The organism is Acidovorax sp. NB1, from assembly GCF_005405905.1.
Lineage (GTDB): Bacteria > Pseudomonadota > Gammaproteobacteria > Burkholderiales > Burkholderiaceae_C > Acidovorax.
In genome coordinates, this window is the sequence record NZ_BJHU01000013.1 from 37,833 (window position 1) to 52,711 (window position 14,879).

General features: G+C 63.1%; 12 protein-coding genes. 5 read left to right on the top strand and 7 right to left on the bottom strand.

The window, feature by feature from the left end:
• Positions 1 to 60 precede the first annotated feature (60 nt).
• Positions 61 to 1,110: a bifunctional riboflavin kinase/FAD synthetase gene (locus AvAM_RS04950; RefSeq protein ID WP_137746047.1), complete on the bottom strand. Its 1,050-nt coding sequence runs from the start codon at positions 1,108 to 1,110 to the stop codon at positions 61 to 63.
• Positions 1,111 to 1,365: 255 nt separating this feature from the next.
• Between AvAM_RS04950 and AvAM_RS04955 the strand changes: the two genes are divergently transcribed.
• Positions 1,366 to 1,923: an HNH endonuclease gene (locus AvAM_RS04955; protein WP_137746048.1), complete on the top strand. Its 558-nt coding sequence runs from the start codon at positions 1,366 to 1,368 to the stop codon at positions 1,921 to 1,923.
• Positions 1,924 to 1,998: 75 nt separating this feature from the next.
• Here AvAM_RS04955 and AvAM_RS04960 read toward each other — a convergent pair whose 3' ends face one another.
• The gene (locus AvAM_RS04960) at positions 1,999 to 3,309 is read right to left on the bottom strand and encodes a tetratricopeptide repeat protein (protein ID WP_137746049.1); all 1,311 of its coding nucleotides are present in this window, start codon (positions 3,307 to 3,309) and stop codon (positions 1,999 to 2,001) included.
• Between the two features lie 139 nt (positions 3,310 to 3,448).
• On the bottom strand, positions 3,449 to 5,509 hold the full coding sequence (locus AvAM_RS04965) for a sensor histidine kinase (protein ID WP_171012139.1): 2,061 nt from the start codon (positions 5,507 to 5,509) through the stop codon (positions 3,449 to 3,451).
• A gap of 70 nt (positions 5,510 to 5,579) precedes the next feature.
• Here AvAM_RS04965 and AvAM_RS04970 point away from each other — a divergent pair, with 70 nt between their 5' ends.
• The 3 genes from AvAM_RS04970 (at position 5,580) to AvAM_RS04980 (ending at position 9,477) form a co-directional block, all read left to right on the top strand.
• The gene (locus AvAM_RS04970) at positions 5,580 to 6,263 is read left to right on the top strand and encodes a response regulator transcription factor (RefSeq protein WP_137746051.1); all 684 of its coding nucleotides are present in this window, start codon (positions 5,580 to 5,582) and stop codon (positions 6,261 to 6,263) included.
• A 440-nt stretch (positions 6,264 to 6,703) separates the two neighbouring features.
• A complete protein-coding gene (locus AvAM_RS04975; protein WP_212742255.1) occupies positions 6,704 to 8,833 on the top strand; it encodes an IPTL-CTERM sorting domain-containing protein in 2,130 nt (709 codons plus the stop codon).
• 86 nt (positions 8,834 to 8,919) lie between these two features.
• The gene (locus AvAM_RS04980) at positions 8,920 to 9,477 is read left to right on the top strand and encodes a DUF3617 domain-containing protein (RefSeq protein ID WP_137746053.1); all 558 of its coding nucleotides are present in this window, start codon (positions 8,920 to 8,922) and stop codon (positions 9,475 to 9,477) included.
• Positions 9,478 to 9,584: 107 nt separating this feature from the next.
• Here AvAM_RS04980 and AvAM_RS04985 read toward each other — a convergent pair whose 3' ends face one another.
• The 4 genes from AvAM_RS04985 to AvAM_RS05000 all read right to left on the bottom strand — a co-directional run bounded on the left by AvAM_RS04985 (position 9,585) and on the right by AvAM_RS05000 (position 14,212).
• The gene (locus AvAM_RS04985; protein WP_137746054.1) at positions 9,585 to 10,979 is read right to left on the bottom strand and encodes an alpha/beta fold hydrolase; all 1,395 of its coding nucleotides are present in this window, start codon (positions 10,977 to 10,979) and stop codon (positions 9,585 to 9,587) included.
• A 78-nt stretch (positions 10,980 to 11,057) separates the two neighbouring features.
• The gene (locus tag AvAM_RS04990; protein WP_137746055.1) at positions 11,058 to 12,173 is read right to left on the bottom strand and encodes an acyl-CoA dehydrogenase family protein; all 1,116 of its coding nucleotides are present in this window, start codon (positions 12,171 to 12,173) and stop codon (positions 11,058 to 11,060) included.
• Positions 12,174 to 12,185: 12 nt separating this feature from the next.
• A complete protein-coding gene (locus AvAM_RS04995; RefSeq protein WP_137746056.1) occupies positions 12,186 to 13,367 on the bottom strand; it encodes an acyl-CoA dehydrogenase family protein in 1,182 nt (393 codons plus the stop codon).
• 176 nt (positions 13,368 to 13,543) lie between these two features.
• Positions 13,544 to 14,212, bottom strand: a complete 669-nt coding sequence (locus AvAM_RS05000; RefSeq protein ID WP_137746057.1) for a YceH family protein — start codon at positions 14,210 to 14,212, stop codon at positions 13,544 to 13,546.
• A 23-nt stretch (positions 14,213 to 14,235) separates the two neighbouring features.
• On the opposite strand from AvAM_RS05000, the gene purN reads away from it, so the two are divergent.
• Entirely contained in the window at positions 14,236 to 14,817 is a 582-nt protein-coding gene (gene purN, locus AvAM_RS05005; RefSeq protein ID WP_137746058.1) for a phosphoribosylglycinamide formyltransferase, read from the top strand.
• The last annotated feature ends 62 nt before the right edge of the window (positions 14,818 to 14,879 follow it).

The following is a 14,879-nucleotide window of genomic DNA, read 5'->3' on the forward strand; positions in this document are numbered from 1 at the left end:
CGGGGTTGGAGCGCTAAAGATGACGGGCCCGTCAGGCGGGCGCTGCGCGAAGCAGCTCCCTCAAATTCGATCGCGGGTGGTCTGGCGCCGGGTTTCGGTGTGGTTGTGTGCCTGGGCCGAGGCAAAGTAGGCACGCGCGTCGGCGCAGTCTTTGGCGATACCCTTCGTCAAGGCATCCAGACCGTCGTATTTCAGCTCGTCGTGCAGTTTGTGTAGCAGTTCCACGCGCACGATTTTACCGTACGCCCCCTCAGGGCCCAGATCGGCAGGCCAGTGCAGGCAGTGGGTTTCCAGCAGCACGCGGCCACCGTTCACGTCGTTCGGGTCCAGCGAGGGGCGCACGCCCAGGTTGGCCACCCCCGGCAGCGGGGCATCGGCCAGGCCATGCACCAGCACCGCAAAAATGCCGCTGGCGGCGGGCTTCCAGTGCGCAAACCGCAGGTTGAGCGTACGAAAACCGTCGCCCGCGCCTTCTGTCGTAGCGCCCAGCTCGCGCCCGAGCTGGCGGCCGTGCACCACGTGGCCACTGATGGTGTAGGGCCGCCCAAGCAGGCGTGCAGCCGCCTCCATGTCACCCGCTGCCAGCGCCTGGCGCACGGCCGAACTGGACACGCGCAGCCCATGCACCTCGTAGCTGTTCATGCGCGCCACGTCAAAGCCCTTGGTTTGCCCCGCCGCATCCAGCATCGCGTAATCACCCGCCCGCTGGCGGCCGAAGCGGAAATCGTCGCCCACCAGCACATAGCGGGCCCCCAGGCCACGCACCAGAACTTCATCGATGAAAGCGTCGGGCGACTGGCTGGCCAGCCGCGCGTCAAACGGCAGCACCACCGTCTGCTGCACACCGCAGCGGGCCAATTCGGTGAGCTTGTCGCGCAAGGTGCCGATGCGGGCAGGGGCCAGTTCCGGCTTGTTATGGGCCCCGGCAAAGTAGTCACGCGGGTGGGGCTCGAAGGTGAGCACGCAGCTTTCTACGCCCCGGTGTGCCGCCTCGCTGTTCAGCAGGGCCAGCATGGCCTGATGCCCCCGGTGCACACCATCGAAGTTGCCGATGGTCAGCGCACAGGCATTGGCAATGCCCGGGTGGTGGAATCCGCGAAAGATCTTCATCGGTTTGTTATCTTTTTGATAGCAGCATGCGCAAGTCCATCAAGCGCAGGACGCCAATTTGTCACAAAAAGAGTATATTGTGACCCACGGCTGGCCCCGCGCAGGGCTGCCCGCGAGACATCTGTGTTCAGAATCCTTTGGGACTTGCGCAAATCGGGATGCAATAAACGCCTGTTCCCTCGGGCGAACCACTTGCCAGAGTCCTGTTATGCGTAAGTCATGTCCTTGTGTACTTTGTGTTCCAGGAGGCGTGTTTTGAAGGTCTTGAAGCTGTCGGCCCAAGGGCTGCCCCAATCGTGGATTTCGCTCGAACAGGCGGTGATTCATTACGCCGCCGGGGAGGTGCGCTGGGAGTCTGGCGGCCAGATCGCCCGGTTCCGGGGCGGACACAACGCCATCACGGGCGAGCAGTCGGTGATTGCCATCAACAGCATCATCGGCACCAAGGGGGTGCCCAGCATCAACCCGTTCGACCTCAAGCCCAGCCTCACCAACAGCAAACTCTTTGCCCGCGACCGCAATGTGTGCGCCTATTGCGGCGGCCACTTCCACGAGGAACACCTGACACGCGAGCACATCGTGCCTTTCGCGCGCAACGGGCAGGACCACTGGATGAACGTGGTGACGGCCTGCCGCCCCTGCAACCACCGCAAAGGCCCGCGTACGCCCGAACAGGCGCACATGCCGCTGCTGTATGCGCCCTATGTGCCCAGCCTGTGGGAAGACTTCATTCTGCGCAACCGACGCATCCTGGCCGACCAGATGGACTTTCTGATCGCGCATGTGCCCAAGTCATCGCGCCTGCTAGCGTGATGCCCCGCCCTCCGTAGCGGGGTGGGCTGAAGAGGATTAATGCGCCAGGGCGTCAGCGGGCGGGGTAGAGTGGGATCAGGCGGCCTTGCAGGCCGTCACCACGAAGCCGTTCACGGGCTGGTGGTTTTCCTCGCGCAGGGCCGTGTCCCGCACTTCCACGGTGGCAAAGCCTGCGGCGTGGCACAGGGCTTCCACATGGCTGCGCTTGTGGGCATAGCGGCCCGAGGGCAGAAGCACCAGATCCGGGCCTTGCTCGGGAGCCGTTTCAAACGAGGACACCATCATGCCGCCGGCTGTCAGCACGCGGTGCGCGTTGGGAATCGCCTGGCTCACGTCGCCCGCGTAGATGAACACGTCCAGAGCAGCAATCACCTGGTAGAGCGCGTCGGGCGTCTCGCGCAGCGCATCGTGCAGGTTGACGGTGTGGAATCGGTCATACACGTTGTGGCGCGCTGCCTGCTCAATCATCTTCATTGACGGGTCCACGCCTACCAGTGCGCCGTCCAGCCGGCCCAGGTAAACCCCTAGCAGGCCGGTGCCACAACCCAGGTCCAGCACGTTGATCTTCTTGTCAGGGTGGCGTTCCAGTATCTGGTCGCCCACCTGCTTGGGCAACTGGTACTTGAGGCCCCGCACCATGTGCAGGTCGTAGAACTCCGCCAAGCTGTCGAACATCGGACGGGTCAGCTCAGAGGGTTGCTGCCTGGGCGTTTCGCCACGCGCAAGTTGAGCGTAGTACTGGTAGACCGCGTCATTCGGCGCCAGCTCCAGCAAGGCTGTGGTGCTTGATCCGGCATCAGCGGGTGTGCCTGCAGCCATGCATGCCTGTACACGTCCGATCAGAGTCTGGGGATCCTGGGGACTTTCGGCGACCAGTGCGTTCCACAGCGCCAAAGATTCTTCGTGCTGGCCTTGCGCGCTCAGGTCGCTGGCCAACAGGCGCCGCAGCATCACATCACCCGGCACCAGCTCCAGACCCCTGCGAAGGTGGCGGATGGCCATTTCTGTATGCCCTGCGCGATGGGCAATGTCTACCACGCCAGCCAGAACCTGCAGGTTCTTGGGCTCGATCAGTGCGACTTTTTCGGCGGCTTCCACCGCTTCCTTGAACTGGTTCTGGCGCGCCAGCAATAGCGCTAGCTCAAGAAGGCCAGGGCCCCAGTCTGGGGCCAGCGACACTGATTTGCGCAGGGCCTCGAATGCACCCTTCACATTGCCAGCCTTTTCTGCCAGCAGGCCACCCAACATGAAAACGCGCGGGTCTTGCGGCCATTGGGCATTGGCCTTGTTAAGCGTCTGCGCCGCATTCTTGAGGTCGCCTTGGGCAATTTGTTCGCGGGCCTTGGTCAGGTGTTCGAGGTTGGGGTCGGTCGCTGTAGCGCTCATGGGTGCTGAATGGTTGCAAACGGACCGCTGGGCGGTCTGCCAGGCTCTTCGAGCCCGTGTCGATAGGGAGTGTGGATGAAGAATTATCCAGGATTCCCGTCGTCGGCCATTTGGGGTGGAGGAACTGCGGGTCGGGGTATCAGCTTTGGCCAATGCGCTGGGCTTGCAGCGTCAGTGTGAAGCAGGTGCCCTCTCCCACGATGGATTCGACGGTGATGTCTCCACCATGCAGGCGCGCCACCCGGCGCGCCACCCACAGTCCGAGGCCAAAACCTCTGCTTTGGTCGGTGCGGTCGCCCCGTTCGAACCGATCGAAGATTCGGTTCATAACATCCAATGACATGCCGGAGCCCTCGTCCGCAACGGAAATCTCCAGAAATCCTGATTCACTTTTGCGTGCTGCGATGAAAATTTCACCCGCTGACGCATATTTCACGGCGTTATCGACAAGGTTGGACAGTGCGATGTGCACCAGCGTTGCGTCGCACACCCATTCCCCGGGGGCGGCATCGGTAAATAGCTGCAAATGATGGCGCGGGGACCAATGCACCAGTTGGGCCGCGTGTTGCAGCAACTCGCTCACCTTGATTGGCGACGCTTGTAGTGAGAATCCGGTGCTATCCAGCCGTTCGTTGATCAGGCAGCTGTCCACCAACGAAGTCAGGCGCCTGCACGCCCTGCGGATTTGCGCTGCGCGATCCGTCTGGGATTGCAATTCGGTTGACGGAAAAGTTTGCTGTTCGGCTGCCGCACTGTCAATGACGGCCAGAGGGGTTCTGAACTCATGGCTGATCATCTGAAAGAACTGCCTTTGCTCGTGTCGCAAAGTGCGTTCGCTCTCCAGGGCCTGGCCCAATGCAGTTTGGGCTTCCGAGAGCTGGGCGGTGCGCTGCTCAATGCGCTCCTCCAGGGAGTGTTCGGACAAGGCCAGCCGTTCGATGGCCTGATCCTTGGCAAACTGTGCCTGCCGGTACCGCGTCACCATGCCAACAAAAACTGCACAGGCGAGTAGCGTCGTGAAGGCGATGGCCTCCAGTTGCCAGAGCAAGGTCGCATCGATGTCCCACGGAATCAGGCCTGTCATGAGGATGGCGATAGGGATCCCTCCCACGCTGTGCAAGCCGTAGGCCATCAGCAGCAGTGCGCTTGCCGCGATGCGATCTTGTCGCCGCAGGGCCATCACGCACAGGACCACGCCCACCACGTCGCTGGTGAGCAGGGAGACCAAATTGACCCATGCTACGGCCGGATAGAACCCCAGGGGCACGCTCAATGTGCCGAGCAGGTTCAGCGTGATCAGGAAGCCCAGGAGTCTGTTGGTCCATTGATAGCGGGTTCCGCGCGTGAGCTGTTCCTTGATTTGCCAAGCCAGCGTGGCTGGCAGCAAAAACGCCCCGATGCCTACGGCATGGCTAGCCCATGTGGTCAGTTCTGGCGGCGACCAGAGGCTTCCATAGCCACGCACATTGAATACGTGAATAGTGCTGATGGTTCCCAGCACGGCCAGTGAGAAAAGTGCGCGGGTGCGGAAAATGGCGGTTGCCGCCCAGACACCGACAAGCAAGGCCGCCATGGCGCCAAAGTACAGCCCCATGCTTCTTTCGGACTGTGCAAGTGTTGCTGCGAGTGCCTTGGTGGTGAGAACGTCCGCCTGGAATTGTGTAGCGCTGGTGGTCTGGATCCGAACCAGTGCCGTTTGACCAGGGGTCAGGTGAAAGAGATGCTGCCGGACGCCTGTCTTCGGGCGGATTGGCACCAGGTCGCCGTCGATCTGTGCGGCCCATTTCCCGTCAACATCCCTCTGGTACAGGGTCACAAAGTCGATGTAGGTGGGTTCTGCAAGCAGCCAAAGACCTTCCTGCTCGTGGCCCGGAGGGAGTGCTGGCACCTCGAACCGAAGCCACACGGTGTAGCCCAGATACCCTGCGCTCAAAGGCATGTTCAAGCGGGATGTCATGGCACTCGATCTGGTGTCAGCCACGGCTTCAGGTCCGAGCTTGCCGCTTTGGTCATCCAGTCTCTCCATCGGAATGTCCCAGCCCAGTTGTAGAGACGCAGCTTGCGTGGATGCACGGACGTGTGTCGGCCACAAGACGGCCAGCACAACCAGGCAGACCCACGTGGTTACCTGGCAAAAGCAGGTTGCTTGCAGGCGGATTTTGGTCAGGGCGTGTGTGAGTTTTTGTGAGTTGTTGTGCATGGCTGGCTTGTCGATGCGCTGACACAATGGTACGTAGCCAAATGTTTCGAACCCGTCACCTATTCCTGTCATGTCTGCAGAACCGATCATCGCAGTCGTAGAAGACGACGAAGACATCCGCAGCAATGTGTGCCGGTTTCTCGGTCGCTCGGGTTTTCAGTCCTGGGGAGCGGAGTCTGCAGAGGATTTCTATGTCCGCTTGTTGCGCAACCGTGCTGATCTGGTGGTCATCGATATCGGATTGCCTGGAGAAGACGGCCTGAGTTTGTTGACTCGGCTGGCAGCGCAGGGAGTCCCCACCGTGCTGATGACGGCACGCGCAGATCTGGTCAGCCGAATCAAGGGACTGGAGGCTGGCGCTTTGCAGTACTTCGTCAAGCCAGTCGATATGCAGGAACTGGTTGCCGGTATTCGGTCTCAGTTGCGCAACAAGCAGTTGCACGGTGGCGGTGATGCAGGGGCTGCTGTGCCATGGCAACTGGATACCGCAAATGGCGTGCTGCGTGCCCCTAATCAGCAGACCGTAGCCCTCACGACCCGTGAACTGGAGCTGTTGTCCTGCCTCATGCTGACACGGGGCGTGGTCGTGAGCAAGCAGGCCCTGGTGCAGGCCGTGGGTGGTCGAGAGCTTGAAGACGATTTCCACCGCATCGAGTCTGCGCTGACGCGGCTACGCCGCAAGACCCTGGAAGCCACAGGCACGGCTTTGCCGGTGCGTGCGGTGTTTGGCAAAGGGCTTGTTTTCGTGCCTTAGACAAGTCACTGAGGGAGACGCCATCGGTTGTGCCGGTGCTGTCCCACCCGCTCTCCCAACTCCATAGAAGCTTTTTTCGGAGGCCTGATGGCCGCTGAGGGGAGAGGCTTGCCTGCGCGCCAGATTGTTTGTGTGAAGTGAGTTTTCCCGCAGCCACCCGTGTTGGCGGCGGATCTACCAAGAGGGGGAATGTGTTGAAAACGATAAGTGTTTGGAAGGCCGCGCAGGCTTTTGCGCGCCATTGTCTGCGAGAGGCGTTGACTGCCAGTGCAGGAGTGTTGTGTGCCGCCTCCGTAGCGCATGCGGGTGTGGTCAACGGTGATTTTGAAGCTGGAGACTTCACGGGCTGGACGGTCACGCATTACCGCAACAACGGTATTGCCACTTTTCCGCCCACCCAGAAAAGTCATCTGAATCTACAGCCTCCTGTCACTGCGCCTTTGACCCAGGTTGTCAGTGCTGCATCTGGGACGCCGGCCGATGCACCAGATGCACTGGGGCAGGCGATCACCATCCCTTTCCAAGGCTCCTACAGCGCTCGCGTCAATGCGCGCGGCAACAACTACCGGGCCAGTGGAATTCAACAGTCGGCACAAATGGCCCTGTCGGACGTGGATCCTGTCGATGGCAAGGTGCACCTTCGCATGGCTGTGGCACCGGTGATTCAGGACGGAGGGCACAACCCCAACGAACAGGCCTACTTCTATGTCGAAGTACGGAACGTCACCAAGGGCACGCGCCTTTTCTACACCTTCAATTTCGCAGCCCAGCCAGGCGTTCCATGGCAAACCGTGGGCGGCTACCAGTACACAGGGTGGCAGGCGATTGATGTGGCGCCGGGCAGCGGGTTGCTGGACGTGGGCGACACCGTGGAGGTGGAAATCATCGCTGCCGGGTGCAACCAAAGCGGCCATTCTGGTGAAGTCTATGTGGACTCCATCGGACCGTTCTTTGCGGGCCTTCTGGTATCTGCCACGGGTCCAACCACCGCGCAGCCTAGCGACAATGTGACCTATACCTACACCTACAGCAACAACAGCGGGGTGATGGTTTTTAACAGCCAGGTCAGCGCGACCAGTCCGCAGATTCGCAATAACACCAACAGTGCGACCATTGACGCCGTGTTCCAGTCGGTGAGTGTGCCTGCGGGGGCATCTTGCACCACGCCCGCCGCAGGGTCTGCCGGCACAGTGACCTGTGACTTCGGCTCTTTGGTCGATCACCAGAGCGGTACCTTCCAGATCGTCTGGGGTATCCCTGCGAATGCGAGCACCACGAGCCCGAACAACTCGCTGAATCACGGCACCTACTCCATGTCTGCTACGGGCGCCAGCACGGTGCTGGGTCCCATGGTGCAAACGCAGGTGGTCAGCGGTGCCACGCTCACAGACCTGGTGGTTGCAGTGAGCGATGGGGCATCGGCGAGTGCCGTGGGCAGCACGCCCACCTACACGGTGGTGGTCACCAACAACGGCCCCTCGCCAGTGATTGGTGCCGCCTTGACCCAGCCCGCCGTTTCTGGCCTGACTGTGGGAAGTTGGACCTGCAATGGCGCGGGCGGTGGTGCGTGCCAGGCGGGCGCACCTGCTGCAGGCGCACTGCCCGGCGGAGGTGTCTTGTTGGATATTCCAGTGGGTGGCAGCGTCACTCTCACGTTTGGCTCGACGGTGACGGGCCCCACGTCTGCGTCCACGGTCTTCAACATTGCGCCCCCAGCAGGTGTGACGGACAACAACACCGCAAACAATACAGCGGGTGACACCAACTCTGCTGCTGCAACCCTGCACAACCTCAGTCTGACCAAGTCAGGTGCAGGCAGTGGGACGGTGGTGAGTGTTCCTGCCGGCATGAACTGCGGGGCCACCTGCGCCATGCCCGTGGCCGATGGCGGTCAAGCCATCCTCACAGCGACTGCTGCAGCGGGCAGCATTTTCACGGGCTGGTCTGGTGCGTGCACCGGGACGACCAACCCTTGCACCGTGCCTGCCATGACGGCCGATGCCGCTGTAACCGCCAACTTCGCGTTGTCGGCCACCGTCACCATGACGTCCGGTGCTGGTGGGACCGTATCGCCCGGAACTTCACGCACGGTGGCAGTGGGCGGCGCAGTGACCTACACACTGACACCAGGTACCGGGAATATCCCTAGCGCCAGCGGCACTTGCAATGGTGTGCTTACAGGCAACACCTACACGATCAATCCGGTGACAGCGGACTGCAACGTGGCATTCAGTTTTGCCGCTTTGTCTGTGACGGCCTCTGCAGGTCCCAATGGATCTGTTACCCCACTGGGCGTGACCAACGTGGCAGCACCGGGCAACACTGTGGTGTACACCGTGACGCCCAGCCCGGGCTACACCGCACGGGTCGCATCTGGGGGCAGCGCATGTGGTGGCAATCTGGTGGGTAACACCTACACCACCAATCCAGTGAATGCATCCTGCACGGTGGCGTTTTCGTTCGTGATGGTGCCGACGTCCATTCCCACCTTGTCAGAATGGGGCCTGCTGATCCTGTCGGCTTTGATGGCGCTGTTCTTTGTGGGCATGCACCGTCGTCAGATGCGCTGAGCTGATTTCAGCCACATGTAGCGAATCGGGTTCTGCGGCGCCATGTGCCGCCGGACCCTTTTCTTTTTGTCTTAGAGGGTGACGTGATGTATCGAGCAGTACGCCGGATCTATAGACCTTGGGTCGCTGGGCTGGGGGTTCTTGCGGCTTTTGCGGGGCCCCTGTTTGCGCAGACCTCATCGCTGCCTGTCAGAAAACCTGGATTGTGGGAGGTCACCGTCCGGGGCGCGGGAGATTCCATGATGCGGCAGCAAAAGGTACAGCAATGCACCAGCGACGAGGCTGAATCCGTCATGCTCTTGTCTGTGGTCCCGGGGCAGGAGCACTGCCACGATGTGGCGGTGAAGAAGTCGGTCAAAGGGCACGCAATACGCACCGGCTGCTTCGTGCATGACAACCGTGTGGAGGCCGTAGTGGAACTGTCGGGAGACTTGCAGACAGCCTATCAGGGCGTGTTCGAGGTGAAGTACTCCAAGCCAGTGCGCTTCAACCCCGGGCGGACAGAATTTGAGGGGCGCTGGCTTGGTGCGTGCAAAGCGGGTCAGCGCGCGGGAGACATGCTGCTGCCAAACGGCGCGACGGTGAACGTGGTGGACGACCGCAAACGCGCAGAAACCCATGGGCACGAAGGGCACAAACACTGAAGATGCTTTACCCCAAGGGCGCATCGCGCGGATGCCAATTCCGCGCTCCGCCCCAGTGAAAGAGGTTGGTCAAAGCTGCGTGGGAATGCGCCGCCTGTGGTGCTTGGTTATTGGCTGACTTCCAGCATCACCACACGTCCCTGCGCTGCAGGCCAGGTCTGGCCCGTCACCTTCTCCCCATTGAACTCCGCCGCGATGGGGCGTTGCCCACCGGTGGTTTTGACCTTGGCGGATGCCACGCCCGCGCCTGCGGGCACGCCAGCAGGTGCGGCGCCGTCCAGCAGCATCTTGTCGCGCGCCGGGTCCAGGTAGCCGCGGGGGCGGGTCAGCGTCACGATGGATTCCGCCCCTTTGTCTGCGTCTGCCATGCGCTCAGCGCGCAGGTGGACCAGGCCGCTGCTGCGCGGGAAGCCGCTGCGGTAGATGTGGGTGGTGGCGTAGCCCGGCGCCGAGACGACAAACTCGACAGGCGACCCGGTGGGCACCGTCAGCGGTCCCCATTGGCCGTCGGCTCCCACGGTTTTGCGCAGCAAGGCGTTGCCAGTGCGGGCGCCGGTGGCGACATCGGTGGCATACACCTCGAGCTGTGCACCCGCCAGCGGCAGGTTGTTGCTGAAGTTGCCGGTTTTCGGGTCGGCAGGGTCCACGCCCAGGCCCGTGACTTTGCCGTTCAGCACCACGGATTTCTCAGCCGCGATGTCGGTGCGTGCGGGGGCTTTGCCGGTGATAAAGCGGTAGGTGGCTTCAAACGCTGCGGGTGAGTACGAGGTTTCGCGGTGGTCGATGCGCGGGATCACCACGTTGGTGGCGCCTTTGAGTTCGGGTCCGGCCGCCGTGACGTTCGTGGCCGTGCCTTTCTGGCCGATCCAGACGCCGTCGGGCTGCGCGAACTTGTCGTTGTTGTCCGAGCGGATGGTCATCCATCGCACCGGGCCGCTCACCTCGTCGCCTGCGGCGTTCTTGGGGGCGTTCAGGCCCTTGAGGAAGGGGCCGGTGCCCGAGAACTCGTTGCCTTCACGAAAGCCGGGGATGGCCCACACGCCGTGGTTGGGGGTGCCGCCCAGCACGGCGTGGCTCACGGTGGTGGCGCCGCCGCCGTTGTAGATGTAGTTGCGGATGGCGTTGCCGCCGCGCGAGTTGCCCACCAGCACGACCTTGCTGGCGCCGGTGGCCTTGAGAACTTTGTCCACTTCGGCCTTGAGGTAGGCCATGTGTTCTGCGGTGGAGGTGCGGCCGGGCTGGGGCTTGGCGTCTTCATCGCGCGAGAGCGGGTAGGGCAGGTCGATGGCGTGCAGGCGCTCGCGCGGCCAGCCGTTGGATTCGAAGCGCCACACCGTGGTTTGCCACAGCGCGGCGGTGTCGCCGTTGCCGTGCACAAAGACGATGGGCGGGGCCTCGGCCAGGCCGGGGCTCTGGGTGGCACAACCGGCCAGGGCCAGGGTGGCTGCGGCAGCAGCGGTGGCGAGGAGGAGGGATCGGCGTTGCAGCCACAGCGTATTCATCGGAAGGTCTCCTGAAAGAAAAAATGCCCGTGGGCCGGTCAGCCCACGAGCATTGCACAAGTGCGTGACAGCCCTGTTTTACGCGAACACGCCAGCCGTGTCCTGCATGCGGGCCGACACCTCGCCCAGGTGGTGCAGGGTGTCGCCGAAGGTCATTTCGAGTTGCGTGAGCTTCTTGAAATAGTGGCTGCCGATGTACTCGTCAGTCACGCCGATGCCGCCGTGCAGTTGCACCGACTGCTGGCCTACAAAACGCATGGACTGGCCCAGTTGCACCTTGGCGCGGGCCATGGCGGCGCGGCGTTCGGCCACGGGAGCGCCCAGCTTCAGGCTGGCGTAGTAGCTCATCGAGCGGGCCAGCTCCAGCTGCATCTTCATGTCGGCCACACGGTGGCGTAGCGCCTGGAAGCTGGCGATGAACACGCCGAACTGCTTGCGCTGGTTCATGTATTCGACGGTGAGCGACACGGTCTTGTCCATCACGCCCACGGCCTCGGCGCAGGTGGCGGCGATGCCGGTGTCCACGGCCAGCTCCAGCGCGGCCAGGCCGTCGGTGGTGATGAGTGTGGCGGGGGCGTTGGCCAGCTGCACTTCGGCGGCGCGGCTGCCGTCTTGCGTGACGTAGCCGCGCGTGGTCACGCCCGCTGCGGAGCGTTCCACCAGGAAGAGGGCGATCTTGCCGTCCAGCTGTGCGGGCACGATGAAGGCGTCGGCCTGGTCACCCGTAGCTACTATGCTTTTCGTAGCTGTTACGGCATATCCAGCGGGCGCAGAGGTCGCTTTTGCCTCGCAAACGTCCAGGCGATAGCGTGCCTTGCGCTCCTGGTAGGCCAACACCACCAGGGCTTCGCCGCTGGCCACGCGGGGCAGCCAGGCGCCTTGCACGTTGGCCGGTGCGTAGTGCGACAGCACGCTGCTGGCGATGAAGGCCTGGGCGATGGGTTCGAGCACCATGCCACGGCCCAGTTCCTCGGCCACCACCATGGCGTCGATGGCGCCCTGGCCCATGCCGTCGTGCGCCTCGGGCACGGTCAGCGCGGTCAGACCCAACTCGGCCAGTTCGCCCCAGGCGGCGCGGTCAAAACCGCCAGCGGCCACGGCAGCGCGGCGGCGCTCGAACGTGTAGCCCTTGTCCACCCACTTGCGCACGGCGTCGCGCAGTTGTTCCTGGTCGTCAGAAAAATCGAAATCCATGTTCTTGTCTCCTTAGCCCAGAACCGTCTGCGCGACGATGTTGCGTTGCACTTCATTGCTGCCGCCGTAGATGGTGGTCTTGCGCAGGTTGAAGTAGGTGGATGCCAGCGGCGCGTTGGCGGTGACGCCGCCGGGGAAGTTGCCCTGCCAGCCGGCTTCCATGGCCTCTTCGATGAAGGGCAGGCTGAACGGACCGGCGGCCAGCATCATCAGCTCGGCATAGCGCTGCTGGATCTCGCTGCCCTTGATCTTGAGCAGACCGGCGATGTCGAGCGAGTTCTTGCCGCTCTTCTCGGCCGACAGCACGCGCAGCACCAGCATTTCCAGCGCCACGATGTCCACTTCGAGCAGGGCGATCTGGTCGCGGAAACGCTGGTCGTCCCACATGCCTTCGGTTTTGGCGATGCGCTTCAAGCGTTCCAGCTCGCGCTTGCTGCGGTTCACGTCGGCGATGTTGGTGCGCTCGTGGGAGAGCAGGTGCTTGGCGTAGGTCCAGCCCTTGTTCTCTTCGCCGATCAGGTTCTCGGCGGGCACTTCGACGTTGTCGAAGAACACCTCATTCACTTCGCACTCGCCGTCCAGCAGCTTGATGGGGCGCACCGTGACGCCCTTGGACTTCATGTCCAGCAGCAGGAAGGAGATGCCGGTCTGGGGCTTGCCTTCGTTGCTGGTGCGCACGAGGTTGAACATCCAGTCGCCGTGCTGGCCCAGGGTGGTCCAGGTCTTTTGGCCGTTGACGATGTACTTGTCGCCCACGCGCTCGGCGCGGGTCTTGACGCTGGCCAGGTCCGAGCCTGAACCGGGTTCGCTGTAGCCCTGGCTCCACCAGACTTCGCCGCTGGCGATGCCGGGCAAAAAGCGCTTTTGCTGCTCGGCATTGCCAAACGCCATGATCACCGGGGCCACCATCACGGGGCCGAAGGGGATGATGCGGGGCGCACCGGCGAGGGCGCACTCTTCTTCAAACAGGTGTTTTTGCACGGCCGTCCAGCCGGGGCCACCAAACTCTTTGGGCCAGCCAAAACCCAGCCAGCCCTTCTTGCCCAGGATCTTGGCCCAGCCCTGCATGTCGGCTCGGGTCAGGCGCAGGGCGTTGTGCACCTTGTGCGAAATGTCCTGCGGGAGGTTGGCGTGAACCCATGCGCGAACTTCTTCGCGGAAGGCCTGTTCTTCGGGGGTGAATGCGAGATCCATCGGTTTGTCTCCAAATGAACCGCATTTGTAGCACGGTCGTTCGTTTTAAGCCTGTCCGGGTGGCGACATTCCGACGGCCATGCCCAGGAATCTGCGCGACAGAAGAAGCAGGGGCTGCAACGCGCGATCCTCGGTTTTCGCGCGTTTCGGCATTTCGCTTCGATGCCTTCTGCTGCTCAGACTCCCAGCTCGGCACAAAGCCGTTGCACGGTGGCCTGCAGGGCGGCGACCTGGCCTTCGAGCATTTCCACACGGGCCTGCAGCGCGGCCGAGGCGTTGCCGCCCCCGCTGCTGCTGCCCGGCGCGGGCGCGCTGGCGCTGGTGTCCACCGGCCCGCACATCAGGTGGGCCCAGCGCTGCTCACGGGCGCCGGGCGCGCGGGGCAGCTGCGCCACCAGCGGGCCGCCTTTTTCGGCGCTGCGCTCCTGCAGTTCGTCCAGAAACGCCTCGACCGAGGAGATGTCGGCAAACCGGTACCAGCGCTCAGCGTTGATGCGCAGCTCGCCCGCCGTCTGCGGGCCGCGCAGCATGAGCAGGCCCAGCAGCACGGCCGACTGCTCGGGCACGCCCACGCCGCGCTGGAAGTTGTGTTCCCAGCGCGTGGTGCGGTTGCCGCTGCTCTCGAAAGCCAGGGTCAGCAGCTTGAGCGAATCCAGCGCCTCCTGCGCCTCGGCGTCGCTGAGGTTCATCACCGGGTCGCGGCTGGTTTTCTGGTTGCAGCCGGTGACCAGGCCGTTGAGCGACATGGGGTAGCTGTCGGGCACGGTGCGCGCCTTTTCCATCAGGGTGGCAAGCACGCGGGCTTCGTGGGGCGTGAGGGGGCGGGTGACGGGGTCGAAGGGCATGGCTGGGATAATCCGGGGCAAATATGAAGAACATCGTCATTCTGATCTCTGGCGGCGGCTCCAATATGGCCACCATCGTCCGCACCGCCCAGCAAGAGAACTGGGCGCAGCGCTACGGCGCCCGCATCGCCGCCGTGATCAGCAACAAACCCGACGCCGCCGGGCTGGCCTTTGCGCGGGAGCAGGGCATCGCCGCCGAGGCGCTGGACCACAAGGCCTTTGCCAGCCGCGAGGCGTTTGATGCTGAACTGGCCGCCACCATCGACCGCCACCAGCCTGCGCTGGTGGTGCTGGCGGGGTTCATGCGCATCCTGACGCCCGGATTTGTGGCGCACTATGCCGGGCGGCTCATCAACATCCACCCCTCGCTGTTGCCCGCCTTTACCGGGCTGCACACCCACCAGCGCGCCATCGATGCGGGCTGCAAGTTTGCAGGCGTGACGGTGCACCAGGTGACGGCCGAGCTGGACGTGGGCCCCATCCTGGACCAGGCCGTGGTGCCGGTGCTGCCGGGCGACACGGCCGAGACGCTGGCCGCGCGGGTGCTGACGCAGGAGCATGTGATCTATCCCCGCGCCGTACGGGCGCTGGTGCAGGCGCTGTAGGTCGTCACCCGGTTGCCTGGGTCCCTGCCACCTGCAGGGAGTTGATTGCTATTTAAATGATA

What these genes read in the sequence shown, in the direction of transcription:
- AvAM_RS04950 (WP_137746047.1), bottom strand. Translation starts at nt 1,110, where the DNA reads ATGAAGATCTTTCGCGGATTCCACCACCCGGGCATTGCCAATGCCTGT.
- AvAM_RS04960 (WP_137746049.1), bottom strand. Translation starts at nt 3,309, where the DNA reads ATGAGCGCTACAGCGACCGACCCCAACCTCGAACACCTGACCAAGGCC.
- AvAM_RS04965 (WP_171012139.1), bottom strand. Translation starts at nt 5,509, where the DNA reads ATGCACAACAACTCACAAAAACTCACACACGCCCTGACCAAAATCCGC.
- AvAM_RS04970 (WP_137746051.1), top strand. Translation starts at nt 5,580, where the DNA reads ATGTCTGCAGAACCGATCATCGCAGTCGTAGAAGACGACGAAGACATC.
- AvAM_RS04980 (WP_137746053.1), top strand. Translation starts at nt 8,920, where the DNA reads ATGTATCGAGCAGTACGCCGGATCTATAGACCTTGGGTCGCTGGGCTG.
- AvAM_RS04985 (WP_137746054.1), bottom strand. Translation starts at nt 10,979, where the DNA reads ATGAATACGCTGTGGCTGCAACGCCGATCCCTCCTCCTCGCCACCGCT.
- AvAM_RS04990 (WP_137746055.1), bottom strand. Translation starts at nt 12,173, where the DNA reads ATGGATTTCGATTTTTCTGACGACCAGGAACAACTGCGCGACGCCGTG.
- AvAM_RS04995 (WP_137746056.1), bottom strand. Translation starts at nt 13,367, where the DNA reads ATGGATCTCGCATTCACCCCCGAAGAACAGGCCTTCCGCGAAGAAGTT.
- AvAM_RS05000 (WP_137746057.1), bottom strand. Translation starts at nt 14,212, where the DNA reads ATGCCCTTCGACCCCGTCACCCGCCCCCTCACGCCCCACGAAGCCCGC.
- purN (WP_137746058.1), top strand. Translation starts at nt 14,236, where the DNA reads ATGAAGAACATCGTCATTCTGATCTCTGGCGGCGGCTCCAATATGGCC.